The following is a 16,596-nucleotide window of genomic DNA, read 5'->3' as shown; positions in this document are numbered from 1 at the left end:
CTGCGTCCTCCGGCGCAGGTGCAACACCGGCCTCGAATGCGCAAGATCGGGACCGCGCACGCCAACGCATCGGGCGATGCTGATGCCGTCGCCAGGGAGCCATCATCATGCAAGCAGCAGACTCAGCCGGGACCAGTTGGCAGCGAGGTGTGGAGCGTGTGGTTGCGCATCTGCAGAGCGTCGTACGCAGCGGCGCGGCACTGCCGGATCTGGCCGAACTGGCCGCCATCGCGCATCAGTCGCCGTATCACTTCCATCGGGTCTATCGCGCGCTCACCGGTGAGCCGGTGGGGCAGACGGTTGCGCGGCTGCGGTTGAGCCAGGCCCTGCATCTGCTGGGACGCAGCGATGTCTCGGTGACCGAGGTCGCGCTGGCGGTGGGCTACCAGACACCGCAGGCCCTGGCACGTGCCTGCCGCACTGCCGTGCAGGCCAGCCCCAGCGTCCTGCGTGCAACGCCGGCACTGCGTGCCAGCAAGTTGCAGCAGCTGTCCGCGCCACCGGCAGGCGCGCACGTTGCCTCGGCACCGCTGGCGGTCAGCGTGCAGACCCTGGAGCCGTTCGAGCTGGTGGTGCTGCGCAAGCGTGGCGCGTTCGACGATCTGGATCGCGGCTTCGGCCAGGTCGTGGCCTGGGCGGCGCGCGCCGGCGTCGTCGATCATCTGCAGTGCCTGGTCGGCTTGCCGCTGAGCGACCACCGCGACGTGCCGGCGCATGCGCACCTGTTCGAGTGCGGTGTCGGTTTCGATACGGCTGCAGCGCCCACTGCACCACTGCAGCTGCGCCATCTCGATGGTGGCCTGCACGCGGTGCTGCGCCACATCGGCACGTATGCCGGTCTGGAAGACACGCTGGATCGGGTGCTGGCGACCTGGCTGCCTGGCAGCGGCTATGTGCTGCGCGAGGCGCCTGTGCATTACCTGTTCCTGGACGACCCGGAAGAAACGCCTGAAGCGATCCTGCGTGCGGATATCCGGGTACCGGTGGCGCCACGCACTGGCCAGGGCTGAACCTGCGGCCGCGCAGCGGACACCGCATCTGCGGGCGATCGATGTCCTCAGCCAGCGACCGGCAAGAACACCCGCTGCGGCGGCGGGTGCATCAGGAACTGCTGGTGCGAAATATTCCACGCATAGGCGCCGGCCAGCGGAAAGGCCAGGCAATCGCCGGGTGCGAGTGCGGCCACCGGTTGCTGGCGCGCCAGCACGTCCTTGGGCGTGCACAGCTGGCCGACCAGGGTGACCGGCGTGTCGCCGATCACCGGGGCGCGGGTGCCGCGCAGCACGCGGAAGGGGTGGTCGTGGGCCTGCGCGGCCGGGGTGCGGAAATGGTGGGTGCCGCCGCGGGCGATGGCGAACCATTGGCCGTGGCTGCGCTTGATGTCCAGCACCTCCATCAGGTACCAGCCGCAGCTGGCGCTGACGTAGCGGCCCGGCTCCAGCCGCAGGCGCAATGCGCTGCCGTGTTCGCGCAGCAGCGCCGACAGCCCGGCGCAGAAGCCGGCCCAATCGAACGAGGCCCCCGGCGCCAGATAGTCCACGCCGAACCCGCCGCCGGCGTTCACCCGTAACGGCCCGAGCGCGTAGGTCTGTCGCCAGTGCTGCACGGTGCGCAGATAGGTGCCGATCAACTGTAGCTGCGCACCGGCATCGCGCTGGTGCGACATCAGATGGAAATGGAAACCCTGCAGCCGCAGCGACGGGCTGATGCGCAACAAATGCATGGCCGCGTCCAGATCCTGCGGGTCCAGGCCGAATGGCGAGGGCTGCCCGCCCATCATCAGCCGCGTGCTCTGCGCGCCAGGAACGGCGATATTCATGCGCAGGAACACCGGAACGCAGCGGCCGGCTTGTGCCGCGATGGCGGCCAGGCGCTGCAGTTCGCCGATGCTTTCCACATGCACGCTGCAGTCGGGCAGGGCCGCGGCCTGGGCCAGCTCGCTGTCCAGTTTGCCCGGCCCGCCGAACAGTAAAGCCGCCTGCGGTTGCTGGGCGTGCAACCAGGCCAGTTCGCCGCCGGAGGCGGCTTCGAAGCCATCCACATGCGCTGCGAGCGTGCGCAGGATGGGCGCCTCCGCATTGGCCTTGGCCGCGTAGAACAGCTCGCACTGCGCTGGCAGTTGCGCGCGCATCCAGGCTGCATGCGCGTCCAGAGCGGCCAGATCGTAGACATACGCACACAGCGGGCCGTCGCTGTCGGCGCGCAGCTGCGGCAGCGCCTGAATCACCGTGGCGGTGTCGATGCGCAGGCTCATGCGGCCACCTGCCGTGCAATGGCGAGCGCGGCGATGGGATTGGGCAGTGCGGTGTAGTCGGCCTGGCGGTCGGCGCGTTGCAGCAGGCGCGTGCCAAGGTTGTTCTTGCCCGGCAGCGGCGCGCCATCGACCAGCCCCTGCAACGCCGGCTGCGCACCGTGACGCTGCTGCCAGCGCAGCGCAATCTCGCCTACGCAGTGCCACAGGCGCGCCTCCAGCACCGCGTCGCCTTCGCTCAGGTGGAAGATGGCCTCGGCCAGGTTGTTGACCAGCGCGCAATACGCCATCCGGTTCCAGCCCTGTTCCGGCGTGTAGTACAGCGATTGGCGTGCGCGTGCGCCCACGCCGTGCAGGCGTGTTTCCGGCCAGTGGTGGGCGAGTAGCTTGGTGCCTTCCAGATCGCGGATCCACACGCGCGTGGGCCAGCCGTTGCTAAACCCGATCACGGTGTTCTGCAGGTGCGGCTCCAGCGCAATGCCGTGCTGGAACAGCGCGCTCCACACGCCGTCCAGTAGCAGCCCGGCATAGGCGCGCAACCACAGCACGGTGCAGGTGTGGCGATCCATCCGTGCACTGGTCAGCGCCTGCAGGCGTGCGGCACAGACGCTGTTGCCCTGCGCATCGCAGGTGAACAAGGCGGCCGCGACCTGCGGCTGCCAGCGCGCGCGCTGCGCGGCGGGAATGGTCTTGCGGTACAGGATGCCGAAGCTCTCGGACAGTGCGCGCGCCGCCAGCGGGTTGGCGTCATGCAGGGCGCGATCCACCTGCGCCACCTCCAGCGAGGTGGCCGCGGGCTCCAGCATCACATCGAACCCTGGCACCTGCGCCGCCAGCATGCGCCAGCTCGGGGCCAGCAGCTCGGTCAGCGCGACGGCACTTTCCAGCTCGTACCAGGCGTTCTTGCGCACGCAATTGGTCAGCCGCACATGCACCGAGCATTTGAGGAAATACTCCAGCTGCGGGTGATACAGCGTGCGCACCGAGGAGGTGGGCCAGAGCACGTCGCCGCGCGGCCCTACCGGCTCGATCAGCCCACGCGATTGCAGCGTGCGCAACAGCGGGTCTTCGAGCAGGCGCTGCGCTTCCCACGGGTGGCAGGGATAGAGCGCGTCGCTGCCACTGAGCTGCCGCAGGCTGGCGCGGACGTCGGCACCCTGGGTCCGCAGCAGGCGCGGGTCGATGCGGAACCAGAACAACGGGAACGCCGCCCGCGCTTCCGGCGCGCAGGCCAGGACCTGGTCGAGCGCGACGCCTTCGCGGCTCTTCGGCGTGGGATGCAAGGCATGGCCCCACAGCAGCGATTGTTCGGCATCGATCATCGCCTCGCCGGTCGGTGTGCTGCCCTGGGCCTGGCGCAGCAACGCGGCGGTGATCGCCACGCTGTTGGCACTCTGCGCAAGCAGCTCCGGGTTGACCGCGTGCGTACTGCCCAGCGATTGCAGCAGGCAACGCGCCAGTGCGGGCGCGTCCAGGCTATGCCACGGCTGCCCGGCGGCCTTGAGGAAGGGCGTGGACGCGAAGCGGCAGCGCCCCAGGCGGTCGGCGTAAGCGATGCGGACGCATAGCGTGCCGGCCTCGCCCAGGTCGATGCGCAGCCAGCGCTGCTCGGCCACGCGTGGGCCGGGGCGATCCAGCCCGCGGTAGTCGAAGTCGGCGGCGTGGCGCGGGATGGCGAACTCGCGCAGGTAGCAGTTGAGCCAGCAGGTGCAGGCCTGCGCGTCGGCCATGCTGGCGTACCAGGGGTCATGCATCGTGTGCGGGGACATCGGCAGGTCTCCTCGAAGGAAAGCGCACCAGAACGGTGAGCGCAGCAGCGGCCGCAGCCAGCGCGGCGGCAAGAAAGGGCACGGCGGTACCGGCCGCCTGGGTCAGCGCACCCGCGGCGGCGCCGGCGAGCACGCCGGCCCACTTGCCGCAGGCGTCGAAGCGGCCGAACAGGCGCCCGGCGCCAGGCCCGCTGGCCACCAGTGCCAGGCTGCGATTGAGCCCGCGCAGGCCGGCCAGCATGCCGACGCCGAACAGCAGGCGCGCGCCGGCCAACGCAATGGGATCGTGCAGCACCGCCTGCCAGACGCAGGCCAGCGCAAACAGCGCCAGCCCGGGCACCAGCCACAGCTCGCCATCGCCGCGCCGCCACCACGGCAGCACCACCAGGTAGACCAGATGCGGCAGGCTGTAGAGCAGCCCTGCCAGTGCGTCGTGCCCGGCGCCGCGCGCCAGTGCGTACGGGATGAAGTACGGAAACGTCACCACCATCGCGAAGCAGAACAGGAACTGCGCGAGCAGCAGCGCAGGCCATAGGGATGGAGCCGCCGGTGCTGCATGCGCGGGCGGCGTGCTGTTCGCCGCCGCAGTGGCTGCGGCAACCGAACGTACGTGCGGTGGGTCGGCCGGCAGCCGCCAGGTCAGCGCGAATGCGAGCAGTGGCAACAGTGCGAGCGCGCGATACAGCGCTTGCGCCGGGCCTAGCGCCAGCGCAAGCCCGAGCAAGGCGGGGGCGCTGACCATCGCCAGACGCGCCGAGTACTGCGTCCAGTCCAACGCCCGTGCCAATGGGCCGGCTTGCGGCTGGCTGGCGAGGTAGGCATTGGCCGCCGCCAGCGAACCGCCGCAGGCGCCCTGCACGACCAGGCCGATCACCAGCCAGCTCAGCGTGGGCGCGAAGCCGGCGATCGCAAAGCCCAGCGCCAGCCCCAGCTGCGCGCGCAGCAACGAGCGCTTGCGCCCGTAGCGATCGGCCAGCCGCCCCCAGCTGCCGGCGGTCAGTGCGGTGCACAGCGTCGGCAGCACATACAGCACGCCGCTCCAGCCCACCGCCGCGCCTGGCGCCAGGTCGGCCAGCACCTGCGGCAGGAACAACGGCATGCCCAGCGCGGTGAAGGCCGCCAGGTAGTGCGCCGCCAGTACCGGGCCCAGGACGCGCCTCATCGCCGCCCCCCGGCCTGCAGACGCGGCGATGGCTGCGCAGCGGCGAATGCGGTGCCGAAGGGATTGGGCGCGCTGTCGCCGTAGAACTTGTTGATGTCGGCCGCACCGGTGAGCTGCTTGCTGAGCAGGCTGCCGGCGCTGAGCAGGTACTTCACCGGCAGCCGTGGCGCCGCCAGCAGGCGATACGCGGGCGCGGTGTCGATGCCCTCGGCGTCCAGCTGCGCCAGGGCCTGCAGCAATTGCTGCTGCAGCTGCGCAAGCAATGCCGCGCGCAGGCCGGGCTGCCATTCGGCCAGACCCTCCAGCACCGCCTGCAGATCCAGCTGCAGCACGATGGTGCAGACCATCTGCGCCAGCGCCTGCGCATCGTCCACCGCGATACGCGCATCCTGCAGCGGGCCCAGTTCGGCGATCTCCGGCAACTGCGCGCGCAGCTGCGGCAGGGCGATGCGTGCGGCGTCGTTGTCCTTCATCAGCAGCCGGGTGGGCCGGCCGGGCGCATATACCAGCACGCTGTTCTGCTGATTGGCCTCCAGCGCGATGCCGTAACCCAGCCACAGCCGCAGATGCACTGCAAGCAGAAGTTCTGTGTAGTCGCGCCACCAGGCGTGCAGGTCGCCTTGCGCAAACCGCTCGGCCAGATGGACCGCCATCGGCCGGCCATCGGGAAGCAGCGCACATAGCGCGGCCACCGGCACCAATGTGCTGTCGTCCAGTGGCGGATAACGCCGCAGCAGATAGGCCAGATGCCGGGCCTGGCCGACATGCCCGCCGTGCGATTCGTCCACGAAGACGCAGCGCCCGCGCAGCGCCTTATCGCGCGCATCGATCAGCCGCAAGGCGCGTTCCAGCCAGTGCCCGTCGTACAGCGTGGAGGGCTTGATCAGACGCAGGTTCAACGCGCCCAGCGTACGCATCGGGATCGGCAGCTTGAGATGCAACTGCGGGTGCTGCAGCGGCACCAGCGTGCGCACCGACAAGCCAGGGCGCACCAGCAGCCAGGGCTGCGGTGCACGCACCGCGCCAGGGGGCAATTCGAAGCCGGGTTGCTCCAGCCGCTCCCACACCAGCGGATGCACCGGCCACACCCCGTGCGTGGCCGCAAGCGCCGGCGACAGCCCCACATCGCTGAATGCCGGCCACAGCTCGGCCGGCGGTGGACTGGTGCAGCTGCGCTGCGCCTGCGGCAGCGCCAGCCAGCGCAGCGCAAAGGTGGGGGCAAACTCGGGTGCGTAATCGCGCAGTTCGGACGGTTCCAGACCGGCCTTGGCACGTGCGGTGGGGTAGAACGGATGGTCGCGATAGCTTGCCAACTGGTCGCAGCGATACGCGCGCTCGGCGGCATCGGCGTGCTGCAGGGCAGCGTTCAACGCCGGTGCCTGCGCGTGGTACGCCTGCCGCGCCAGCTGGCGATGTGCGGCGGCGCAATCGGCCTCGTCGGCATAGGCGCGATGCAAGCGCTGGCTCTCCGCGTCCAGCCCGGCGCCCAGGCGTTGCAGCCAGGCGTGGCTGCCCTGTTCGAGCAGTGCGCCGGCGGCGGTCTGCACGACCCAGCGGTCGTCGCAGGCGCTGATGTCCTGCAACACGCCGTGGCGATGGATCGGCAGCCACAGCGTGCCGTCGGGCAGATGGGCGATCTTCCACCAGCCATCACCCGGCACGGCGTCGGGCCACGCCGCGCGCACGTGCGCCTGCGGCGTGGCCAGGGCACCCCGGCTGACGATGGCGCGCAGGTCTTCGCGCAGGCAGGCATCGATGATGCGGATGGCGATATAGCGCTGGTCGGCGGCCAGGCTCATGCGCGTGCCCCCGCGCTGTCGATCTGCCATTGCAGGCCGGCTTCGGCCTGCACCACGGCCTGTTGCAGCGCCTGCGCATCGCTGGCCAGTGCGCTGAGCACGCCCAGGTAATCCTTGTTGGAATGGCTGAGCTGGATGCGCTCGCCCGGTGCGCGCATGCGCCGGTACTGCACATCGCAGTGCGCATCGTGATGCCGGCGGTCTTCGCTGGCAGCGACCAGCTCGCCGTCGTGGTCGGCCACGTAGTAGCGCAGCAGGGCGTGCCTGCGTACGCTGCGCAGCGGCGGCAGCGGCTGGCCCAGATGCGGCGCCAGCGCGGCGGCGAACCATTGCTGGCCGAACATGGCATCGAGCAGGAATTCGCGGCGGTCACCGATGCTGCGGTAATTGATCTCCACCAGCACCGGGCCGTCGGCGGTGAGGACGAATTCGCTGTGGCAGAGCCCGAAGTTCACCCCGAAACTGCGCAATTGCTGCATTGCCTGCGCGATCACCGGCGTGCCCACGTCGCCATCCCACTGCGCCTCGCATTCGACGAAGTGCGGGGGTGGCGACAGCCGCACCTTGAAGCCACCGATGGGCTGCACGCTGTGCCCGTCACCCAGCGTCTCCAGGGTGAATAGCGGCCCGTGCAGCATGCCCTCCAGCAAGACGGTGCGCTGCGGGTGACGCTGCCAGGTCTCGTCCAGATAGCGCTGCAGTTGCGCGGCATCGGCGCAATGGCGCACATCCAGGCTGGCGACGCCTTCGCGCGGCTTGGCCACCACCGGCCACGGGATCTGCGCAGGCGGTGCGGCACCAGGCGCCAGGGTGCAGAACCACGGGCAGGGCAATCCACGCGCACGCAGGCGCTGCCGCATCGCGGCCTTGTTCTTGGCGGCGTAGCACACCTGCCAGTCCTTGCCCGGCAGCCCCAGGCCGGCGGCCACCAGCGCAGCGCTGGTCTGCAGGTGATCGCTGTTGCTGAAGACGGCACGCGGCTGCACCTGGGCATCGTGCAGCACGTCCAGCACGCCGAGTGGATTGAAGACATCGCATTCGATCACCCGCTGCGGCGCATGCGCGGGATGGTCGCGGAAGTGGGCCAGGTGATCGAGCCGATGGTCGGTCAGCAACCAGACCGGGATGCCTTGTGCATGCGCGGCCGGCAGGAAGCCGTCGGTGATGGCCGGGTGGCAGACATGGGTGAGGATCACCAGGGGGGCGTCGGGTACAGCGTTCATGGCAGCTCTCGTTCGACAGGGCGGTAGGAAAAAAACCGAGACTGAAACGGGCTGCCTGGCGCCGCGTGCGGCGTTGGGTGGCCTGCGATGGGTCGATCGCAATGCCGCGTGCTGCGGCGCCGAAGCGTGCGTCATGCACGCCATCTGTTTCCACGGCGATCGCAGCACGATCGCCGTCGCCATCGGGCGCAACCGATGCCCCTGTCCATCGGTCGTGTATTGCTGCTGCAGGAACGCTGCAGCGGTGTTCTCAAGCGTCAGTGCTGGCGTGCCAATCGGTGGTAGTGGCCGGCAAGTGTCTGCTGCTGCGGCGGACAGCATCTGCCGTTTCGCAAGACCCTCCTGTTGCGTTGCCGTGCGTTAGAACGTGTACTCCAGGCCTGCGGTCACGGTGCGCCCAGGTGCGGCCTGGCGGCCCCACGGGCTGGTGTCCACGCCACGGAACCAGTACTGCCGGTCGAACAGGTTGTTGATCGCCAGCGATGCGCTGAATTTTTGTCCATCGCGTTCGAACAGCGTGTGGCTCACCTGCGTGTTCCAGACCATGTAGGCGGGCAGCTGGCCCACCGAGGCAATGGCGTTCTCCTGCACGGTGTTGGCGGCATCGCTGTAGGCCTTGCTGAAGTAATAGCCCGATAGTGCGACCGTGGTATGACCGAGCGCGTAGTTGCCGCCCAGGGTGATCTGGTTGCGCGAGGTGAACGGCACCCGGAAGCCGCGGAATGCGCCCGATTCCTGGCTGGCATCCAGATACGCATACCCGGCGTTGAGGGTGAGCGCGCGCAGGTTTTCCGGGCTCCACTGCAGTTCCACCTCGCCGCCCTGGTGACGGGTCTTGCCCAGGTTGCGGAACACGCGGGTGGTGTTGTCCAGCTGGATCTGCTGGTCGAAGTCGATCAGATAGGCGCCGACCTGGATGCGGGTGCGGTCGTTGGGCTGGTAGCGCGTGCCGGCTTCGTAATTCCATGCCAGTTCGGCATCCAGATTGTTGCCGAAGATGATCTGGGTGACCTGCGGCGCGCGCAGCGAGCGCTGCCCGTCGGCATAGAAGAACCACTGGTCATTGGCCTGGAAGCCCACCGTCAACCCTGGCAGCACGTCGCGGGTCTGGTTGAGCGTGCGCATGCCGGTGGCCCGGTTGAAGTAGCGCGAATCCAGTCGCTCATAGCGCAGCCCGGGGGTAATGGTCAGGCGCTCATCTGCAAGCGTGATCGCGTTGCTGACATAGGCTGCCAGTGCGCGGTCTTCGAACTGCCAGTCGCGCACGCTGGTGAACAGGCCATCGCGCAGGCGCAGGTTGCCGACCAGGAAATCGATGTCTTCGCGCACCGCGCGCACACCGGCGGTCCATTGCTGACGCACGCCGCCGGCAGTGCCCATGTTCCAGCTCAGCCGCGGCTCGCTGCCGACCACGCGGAAGTCGCGCGGGGCGGTCTGGCGCAGTTGCGGCGGCAGGTCCGAGCGCCAGGTTTCGGTGGCGGCCTGGCGCATACCGACGATGAAGTTGCGGCTGCTGCGCGCACTGAAGTTGGTCCAAGACAAGCGGACATCCTGCAGCGGCCCCCAGTCTCCGAACACCTGCTCATACCCCAACGACGCTCTCGTGGTGCGGCCATTGAAGCTGTCCAACGGCCGCGTGGACTGGCGCGGGTCGCGCCGGTAATCGGCCGGGCTCAGCGCCCCGGCCAGATCCATGTCCACCAGATAGCGTTGCACGCTGGCCTTGATCAACCTGGTGTCGTCCAGCCACCACTCCGCGCGCACGCGCAGGTTGCTGATGTCGGTATCGCTGTGTGCGCGCCAGTACTCGCCATAGGTGCGATTGGCATCGACCTGCATGCCGAAGTTGTCAGTGAGGTAGCCGCCGCTGCTGAGCGCGCTGTCCTGCAGGAACTGGCCCTGGCCGCCGGCGGTGACCTTGTGCGCCAGGGTGGTGCTCCACGCGCTGGGGATCTCCTTGCTGACCAGGTTGATCACCCCGCCCACGTTGTTGGGCCCGTATTGCACGGCCGCGCCGCCACGCACGATGTCGATGCGATCGATCTGATTGAGCCCCACCGGAAACAACGACAGGCTGGTCTGCCCATAGGGCGCCAGCGCGAGCGGAATGCCGTCTTCCAGCACCTGCACGCGGCCGCTGCGGCTTTCGTACAGGCCGCGCAACATGAGTTGCGGGAGCGCGCCGGTGCCGGTTTCGTCGAAGATCTTGATGCCCGGCACGCGCTGCAGCGCATCGTCGAGCGAGCGATTGCCGCCATTGCGCAACTGCGCGCGGTCGATCACCTGGCGGCTGCCGGCGTAGCGCTGCACATCATCGGGTTTGGAGCGCCCCAGCAGGCTGCCCTGCACCTGGATGGCGTCCAGCGCACGGATGGGGGGCTGGCCTTCGGTAGCGTCGGACGCCTGCGCGTCGGCGGCCATCACCTGCGGCGGCAGGCCCAGGCTGGCCGCCACGATGGCAAGGGTCAGGGCGTGGAAACGAAAGGTCGACATCTACGGCGTGCTCCTGCAGGCGGGTAGGGAAGTGGGTGTGTCGAACGTGGCCAGGTGGCCGCGCAGTGCGCGTTGGATCAGGGCGCGGTCCTCGCCGGCGAGCAGCCAGCGCAGGTCCGGCTGCTGCAGCCAATGCGTGCGTTGCGCATCGGTGCGCGGATTGGGGCAGAACGGCACGTTGGCGGCGCGGCATTGCGCATGCAGTTGCAGCAGCAGGTCCCACACCTGCGCATGTGTGGGCTGCGGGCCCAGACCCAGGTCCAGCGCCAGATCCAACGCGCCTTCCATCACCAGCGCCACGCCCGGCACGGCCAGGATCTCCGGCAGCGCGGCTATGCCGGCCGCGCTTTCGACCATCGGCACGATGCGGATGTCGCGATTGGCCTGTGCGATATACGTGTCCAGATCGACGTTGCCGAAGCCGGTGACGCGGCCGCCGGTGATGCCGCGCCGGCCCAGTGGCGGAAAGCGCGCGGCGGCCACCGCCCGTGCCATCTGCGCGGCCGATTCGGCGCGTGGCACCACGATGCCGCGCGCGCCGGCATCCAGCACGCGGCCAATCAGTTTTTCGTCGGCCTCCGGCACCCGCACCCAGGCCTCGCAGCCGGACAGCTCGCAGGCGCGGATGGCGTGTTCCAGCGCGTCGGGCGACCGCAGCACGTGTTCCAGATCGATCACCACGAAGGCATAGCCCAGACGGCCCAGCAACTCGCACAGCTGCACGCTGGGCAACGCATTGAGAAGGCCGACTGCACACGCCATGGAAGAGGCCGCCAGGGGAACGGGCGCTCATCCTGCGCTTGATGGGAATGATTATCAAGTGTGTTTTATGGTCTTTTTGGGTAACCAGGGGCTTGGCCCTGCCCGTTTCGACCAGAATGTGGGGAGACTCATCCGAGATCGTCGGTGCCCTGCGGCCCGTACTCGATGTGATCAGCAGCATTAGCCTTGCGTATGGGCAATGTTGTCGCTGCCCTGGAAAGGACGTAGTCTCGCGGAAACAAGCGTTACCGGCCAATTGCACCATGTATCGCACATCAGCCGCATTGCTATGCATCTGCCTGGCGACTTTTCTGTGCGCTTGCGGAGCAAAGGAGACAACCATGCAATCCAAGGACGTGCAGGCCCGCGACGCTGACGCAGATCCTACCTATCGGAAGAACCCGCATCCGAAGCAGGCCTATCGGATCACCTTGACCATCGAGGATGCGCCGGGTCCGTTTGGATCAGTATCAGGTACGGCATTTTATGACATGACGAATCGCGATGAATGTGCGCCGTTCGACCCTGCGTTGGGTATGTCCACAAAGCCTAAGGAAGATGGAATACCTGTTGTTTTTCATAGGATCGACGATACAGCTTACATGGCGATGGTTTATATGGATGGCATGGTCGATGCTGACTACTATGGCAAGGGAATCTGCCATTGGGAATTTGGAGGTGTTGGCGTTTCCCTAAAGGCGACAGGTAGTAGTGCAGAAACAGCTTTTGCGCCTAGCCTGGAAAAGAAATATTTTAATGAGCTTAGTCAAAAAACAACTTTTTTTTGGTTGGGAGGATATCCAAAAAGTAAGTTTGAGGGTTACGTCGACTTCGGTGAGGAACTTGCTGAGAAATACGGAGAGCCGAACCGGAGTAACTTATTTCGTATAACTCTCAAAGCGGAGAGGGTTGCCCCATGAGCCTCACCAGCCAGCAGTATGCCGCGCTGACTCGCGATGGCTACGACAGACCTGAAGATACTGGAGAGAGAAGCGCCATTGTAGACATTGGCAGTTTGCCTGTCCGACGTTTGCAATATGTGGACAGGCCGTCAGGCTACCAAGGCGTGATATACGAGAGGGTTGACACCAGGGAAATAGTGGTTGTCCACCGAGGAAGCGAGTTTGATCGTCAGCCCATCCTGGACGGCGCACTGGCCGACGGTGGAATGGTCGCAACCCGCCACAATGCACAGGTAGCGGATGCCATCGCATTTACCCAGGTCGCCTTGAAATATGCAGAGCAGAAGCATCTCAGTACCGGCTTGCCAGCACCCGATGTGACGGTTGCAGGCCACTCGCTTGGTGGTAATTTGGCGCAAGTGACTGCACATCACTTCAAGCTCAAGGGACAGACCTTCGACGCCTACGGCGCGGTCAGTCTGGATCGGCGGATCCCGGAGGGTGGCGGCGATGTAATCAATCACGTCATGGCCGGCGATGCAGTCAGCGCCGCAAGCCGCCATTACGGCCAGGTCGAGGTCTATGCCACACCGCACGAGATTGCTGTTTTGAAGGCCGCTGGTTACGCCAACACCTCCGATACCTTGGATGCGCGTGATCCGGTGTCTGCGGCTGTCAAGCTGGGTGAGTCGCATCGCATGCATAACTTCCTGCCAGTCGATGGGGCCGGAAAACTGGATACCTCCGTCTTGGAAGACCCTTCAACCCAGCAGCTCGCCAGGCAATACGCGCCGATGATCGGCAAGTATCGCGATGACGTGGAAACGCTGCGGGCGGGCGTGACGCTGTACTCGCGCGGAATTCCCGGTCTGGCCCGTGATGGGATCGATCACCTGCGCGGCCCGCTGGAGCCAGGGGGCGGGCGTCGGGAAATGGATGCGCCCAGCTGGGGGCAGCAGATGCAGCAATTCCAGCAGGACCGCGAGCGCAGCCATACGCCGCAGGGGTGGCAAGTGCCGCTCAAGCAGGACACACAGGATGTTCGTGCGGCATCGCCGACACATGGCGGCAGGCTGCCGACCTTGCAGGACGACCCGAGTGCTTTTCTCGACCGGATGTTGGCCGCCGCACAGAGCGGCGACCGTGATCAATTCCGTCGGATGACTCAGACGCTGGCCAACGAGCCGCCTGGCCGCGCCTTGCGCGCCGAGGCCGTCGAGACGGTGAACCAGCAGGAACAACAGGCGGCGCAACATGCAATGCAGGCGCAGCGGCAGCAGGCCGAGCTGCAACAGCAAGAAACCATGCGTGCCGGCGCGCGCAGCCTGTAGGCGTCATCACCAGGAAAGCAGGACGCACGATGAACACGCAAGATCCGATGGAGCTGGTCAGCAAGGCCGCCATGCTGATGGAACAGTTCGAGCGTCGATGCGCCGAATTGGAGCAACTGCAACGCCGGCTTGCACAGCAGTTGGAGCAAGTGGCCCAGTCGCTGCCATCCGTGGTCACCCGTTCGGCCGAGCAGACCCTGCAGCGCGTGCCCGACACCGTGATTCGAAGCATCCAGCAGGGAATGGACCAACCGGTCGCCGGCTTCGAGAAGCGGCTACAGCAAGTCGGTGGTTTGATCGGCGAGGGCGCGCAGTCGCTGGCCGATCAACTCAAGCGTGTCGAACGCGGGCAGCGCCTGCTGCTATGGAAAGGCGCTGCGGTTGTTCTGGGAAGCCTGCTGCTGTTGCTGGGCGGCGGTGGATGGTTGTTGGGCCAGTACCGCCAGCAGATCCGCGACAATCAGTTGCGCGCGGAGTTGCTGCGCGCCTACAACGCTGCCGACGTGACGTTGTGTGGCGCGCAGTTATGCGCCAATGTGGACACCAAGGGCGCGGCCTATGGTGATCGTCGTCAGTATCGGCTCGTCAAGCCACGCTGAGGTCGCTGGCAACCTGGTATGCATCGCCCGTGACAGCCCCGGGCCGCTGCGACCCGGGAAAATCACATTCTGAAAGGCGTAGAGCGGCATGCGCATGCACCTTGTCAACGGATGGTGGCGCTGTGGACGCCAACCGCCATCAAGAAGCCGGCACCCTCAACGCCCGATACGGCGGGGTGGACATCACCATTTCGGCCAAGGAATAGGCCAGTTCGCGTTCGGCCAGCACGGCGCCGTCGGCACCATGGTCGAGCAGATGCTTGACCTCGGCGTCGCTGTGCGCGCGCGCCAGCAGGGTCAGCGACGGGTTGATCGCGCGCAGCTTGGCCAGCGCTTCGCCCGCTTCCAGCGGCTGCGGGATCGCCAGGATCGCGATCTTGGCATGTTCCGGGCATGCCTCGGCCAGCACCCGGTCGGCGGCGGCGCTGCCACGGATGCCGGGAATCCCGGCCGCATGCGCCTTGGCCACATGATCGCCGTTGTCGTCTATCACCAGCACCGGCACGCCGCGACCGCGCAGCAGTTGCGCCAGCGAACTGCCCACGCGGCCATAGCCGATCACGATCGCATGGCCATCGGCAGGCAATGGCGGGCCTGGCGGCAACTCCGGCTCCACTGCAGCCGGCGCGTCCTGGATCTGCCGCGCCTGCCAGCGGTCCAGCCACGAGAACAGGAACGGGTTGGCCACGATCGACAACAGCGCGCCGGCCAGGATCAGGTCGCGCCCGGTCTCGGGCAGGATCGCCAGCTGCACGCCCAGCCCGGCCAGGATGAAGGAGAACTCGCCGATCTGCGCCAGGCTGGTGGAAATGGTCAGCGCGGTGCCGGTGGGGTGGCCGAAGGCACGCACGATCAGGAACGCCGCCAGCGACTTGCCCACGGTAATGGTCAGGAAGGTCGCCAGCACCTGCCATGGATGCGCGATCAGGATCATCGGATCGAACAACATGCCCACCGACACGAAGAACAGCACCGCGAACGCGTCGCGCAGCGGCAGCGAGTCGCTGGCGGCCTTGTGGCTGAGTTCGGATTCCTTGAGCAGCATGCCGGCGAAGAACGCGCCCAGCGCGAACGACACGCCGAACAGCGTGGCCGAGACGAAGGCCACGCCCAGCGCGATGCCGAGCACGGCCAGGGTGAACAATTCGCGCGAACCGGTGGCCGCCACCTTCTCCAGCGACCACGGAATCACCCGCCGGCCGATCACCAGCATCGCCGCGACGAACGCGACCATCTTGAGCAGGGTCACGCCCAGCGCGGCCAGCAGCGACGGCGATTGCCCATCGTGCGCGGTTGCCGGTGTGGCGCTACCGAGCACATCCGCCAACGCCGGCAACAACACCAACGCCAGCACCATCACCAGGTCTTCGACGATCAGCCAGCCCACTGCGATGCGCCCGCGCTGCGTGTCGAGCAAACGGCGTTCTTCCAGTGCACGCAACAGCACCACGGTACTGGCCACCGACAACGCCAGGCCGAACACCAGCCCGTGGATCAGCGGCCAGCCCATGCTCCAGGCCAGCGCCCAGCCGAGCAGGGTGGCGACCACGATCTGCGCCAGCGCGCCGGGCACCGCGATCCACTTCACTTCCATCAGGTCTTCGAGCGAGAAGTGCAGGCCCACCCCGAACATCAGCAACATCACACCCAGCTCGGACAGCTGGTTGGCCATGGTCTGGTCGGCCACGAAGCCGGGTGTAAACGGCCCGACGCACACGCCGGCCAGCAGGTAGCCGACCAGCGGCGAGAGCTTCACCTTCTGCGCGAGCGTGCCGAGGATGAAGGCGACCGCGAGGCCGACGGCGATGATGTCGATGAGGCTGGTGTCGTGATGCATTCCAATCCGTTGTGAGCGTGTCCGGGAGAACGATGAGGGCGTGCCCAGCCAACGGCACTGCGCCGGGCATCGCCTGCGGGCATTGCGTGGTCATGGCTGGGGTCCGGCGCGAGGGGAACAAGACCGCGTTGCTGGTCCGGTTGGCCGGACGCCCATAGTACACAGCGCATGATTAACGCGATGCGACACGTGGCGCAGAGGCGCAGCCTAGGAGATTGTTTGCGCAATGCGCGCACGCTGGCGACGCAACGGCGGATGTCAGTGCAGCAGCGGGTTGCCGCGCCTGCAGCGCTACAGCGCCAGGCGTATCGAGCGGTGTCGCGAGCCAGCCTGCGTGCAATGCGTACCGCGGAACGACCAGGCACGCTGCGCGTGCGCAGGTGAGACATCCATGTACATGCTGCGGTTGCGCACACGCTCATGGGCGGGCAGTGCATCGGATGCAGCAGTGCACGTTACGGTGGCGAG

At 67.1% G+C, this 16,596-nt stretch carries 12 protein-coding genes; 4 read left to right on the top strand and 8 right to left on the bottom strand.

All coding sequences use genetic code 11. The annotated features are described in order from the left end of the window. Window positions 1-149: 149 nt before the first annotated feature. Window positions 150-1,010 (top strand): AraC family transcriptional regulator, encoded by an 861-nt coding sequence (locus tag HG421_RS13345; protein WP_248279378.1) that lies wholly within the window; start codon window positions 150-152, stop codon window positions 1,008-1,010. A 47-nt stretch (window positions 1,011-1,057) separates the two neighbouring features. Here the strand turns inward: HG421_RS13345 and HG421_RS13340 are convergent, their stop codons facing one another. The 7 genes from HG421_RS13340 to HG421_RS13310 all read right to left on the bottom strand — a co-directional run bounded on the left by HG421_RS13340 (window position 1,058) and on the right by HG421_RS13310 (window position 11,459). Further along, a complete protein-coding gene (locus HG421_RS13340; RefSeq protein WP_169706790.1) occupies window positions 1,058-2,254 on the bottom strand; it encodes a type III PLP-dependent enzyme in 1,197 nt (398 codons plus the stop codon). Next, window positions 2,251-4,020 carry an IucA/IucC family protein gene (locus HG421_RS13335; RefSeq protein WP_169706789.1) on the bottom strand — a complete coding sequence of 590 codons (1,770 nt, stop codon included), beginning with the start codon at window positions 4,018-4,020 and terminating at the stop codon, window positions 2,251-2,253. Before HG421_RS13335 ends, HG421_RS13340 begins: the two co-directional genes overlap by 4 nt. Further along, window positions 3,998-5,182, bottom strand: coding sequence for an MFS transporter (locus tag HG421_RS13330; RefSeq protein ID WP_169706788.1), 1,185 nt, complete (start codon window positions 5,180-5,182; stop codon window positions 3,998-4,000). The genes HG421_RS13335 and HG421_RS13330 overlap by 23 nt, the downstream gene beginning before the upstream one ends. Beyond that, window positions 5,179-6,981, bottom strand: coding sequence for an IucA/IucC family protein (locus HG421_RS13325; protein WP_169706787.1), 1,803 nt, complete (start codon window positions 6,979-6,981; stop codon window positions 5,179-5,181). The genes HG421_RS13330 and HG421_RS13325 overlap by 4 nt, the downstream gene beginning before the upstream one ends. Beyond that, the gene (locus tag HG421_RS13320) at window positions 6,978-8,204 is read right to left on the bottom strand and encodes an ATP-grasp domain-containing protein (RefSeq protein WP_169706786.1); all 1,227 of its coding nucleotides are present in this window, start codon (window positions 8,202-8,204) and stop codon (window positions 6,978-6,980) included. The genes HG421_RS13325 and HG421_RS13320 overlap by 4 nt, the downstream gene beginning before the upstream one ends. 360 nt (window positions 8,205-8,564) lie before the next feature. Next, on the bottom strand, window positions 8,565-10,697 hold the full coding sequence (locus HG421_RS13315; protein ID WP_169706785.1) for a TonB-dependent receptor family protein: 2,133 nt from the start codon (window positions 10,695-10,697) through the stop codon (window positions 8,565-8,567). Then, window positions 10,698-11,459, bottom strand: coding sequence for an HpcH/HpaI aldolase family protein (locus tag HG421_RS13310; RefSeq protein ID WP_169706784.1), 762 nt, complete (start codon window positions 11,457-11,459; stop codon window positions 10,698-10,700). It lies immediately after the preceding gene. A gap of 341 nt (window positions 11,460-11,800) precedes the next feature. On the opposite strand from HG421_RS13310, the gene HG421_RS13305 reads away from it, so the two are divergent. From HG421_RS13305 to HG421_RS13295, 3 genes are read left to right on the top strand one after another with little or no spacing between them, the layout of a single operon-like run. Further along, window positions 11,801-12,379 carry a hypothetical protein gene (locus HG421_RS13305; protein WP_169706783.1) on the top strand — a complete coding sequence of 193 codons (579 nt, stop codon included), beginning with the start codon at window positions 11,801-11,803 and terminating at the stop codon, window positions 12,377-12,379. Beyond that, window positions 12,376-13,692 (top strand): DUF6792 domain-containing protein, encoded by a 1,317-nt coding sequence (locus tag HG421_RS13300; protein ID WP_169706782.1) that lies wholly within the window; start codon window positions 12,376-12,378, stop codon window positions 13,690-13,692. Before HG421_RS13305 ends, HG421_RS13300 begins: the two co-directional genes overlap by 4 nt. Before the next feature lie 29 nt (window positions 13,693-13,721). Continuing rightward, window positions 13,722-14,291: a relaxation protein gene (locus HG421_RS13295; protein ID WP_169706781.1), complete on the top strand. Its 570-nt coding sequence runs from the start codon at window positions 13,722-13,724 to the stop codon at window positions 14,289-14,291. Between the two features lie 139 nt (window positions 14,292-14,430). On the opposite strand, the gene ybaL is transcribed toward HG421_RS13295, so the two are convergent. Next, on the bottom strand, window positions 14,431-16,128 hold the full coding sequence (gene ybaL, locus HG421_RS13290) for a YbaL family putative K(+) efflux transporter (RefSeq protein ID WP_169706780.1): 1,698 nt from the start codon (window positions 16,126-16,128) through the stop codon (window positions 14,431-14,433). Window positions 16,129-16,596: the final 468 nt, after the last annotated feature.

This window comes from Xanthomonas campestris pv. badrii (genome assembly GCF_012848175.1).
Lineage (GTDB): Bacteria > Pseudomonadota > Gammaproteobacteria > Xanthomonadales > Xanthomonadaceae > Xanthomonas > Xanthomonas campestris_C.
Note: the sequence above shows the minus strand (reverse complement) of the source record. Positions and strands in the feature narration are given on the sequence as shown.

Coding starts and splice junctions, on each gene's coding strand:
- HG421_RS13340 (WP_169706790.1), bottom strand. CDS start 2,254: ATGAGCCTGCGCATCGACACCGCCACGGTGATTCAGGCGCTGCCGCAG.
- HG421_RS13300 (WP_169706782.1), top strand. CDS start 12,376: ATGAGCCTCACCAGCCAGCAGTATGCCGCGCTGACTCGCGATGGCTAC.
- ybaL (WP_169706780.1), bottom strand. CDS start 16,128: ATGCATCACGACACCAGCCTCATCGACATCATCGCCGTCGGCCTCGCG.
- HG421_RS13295 (WP_169706781.1), top strand. CDS start 13,722: ATGAACACGCAAGATCCGATGGAGCTGGTCAGCAAGGCCGCCATGCTG.
- HG421_RS13315 (WP_169706785.1), bottom strand. CDS start 10,697: ATGTCGACCTTTCGTTTCCACGCCCTGACCCTTGCCATCGTGGCGGCC.
- HG421_RS13325 (WP_169706787.1), bottom strand. CDS start 6,981: ATGAGCCTGGCCGCCGACCAGCGCTATATCGCCATCCGCATCATCGAT.
- HG421_RS13335 (WP_169706789.1), bottom strand. CDS start 4,020: ATGTCCCCGCACACGATGCATGACCCCTGGTACGCCAGCATGGCCGAC.
- HG421_RS13330 (WP_169706788.1), bottom strand. CDS start 5,182: ATGAGGCGCGTCCTGGGCCCGGTACTGGCGGCGCACTACCTGGCGGCC.
- HG421_RS13310 (WP_169706784.1), bottom strand. CDS start 11,459: ATGGCGTGTGCAGTCGGCCTTCTCAATGCGTTGCCCAGCGTGCAGCTG.
- HG421_RS13320 (WP_169706786.1), bottom strand. CDS start 8,204: ATGAACGCTGTACCCGACGCCCCCCTGGTGATCCTCACCCATGTCTGC.
- HG421_RS13305 (WP_169706783.1), top strand. CDS start 11,801: ATGCAATCCAAGGACGTGCAGGCCCGCGACGCTGACGCAGATCCTACC.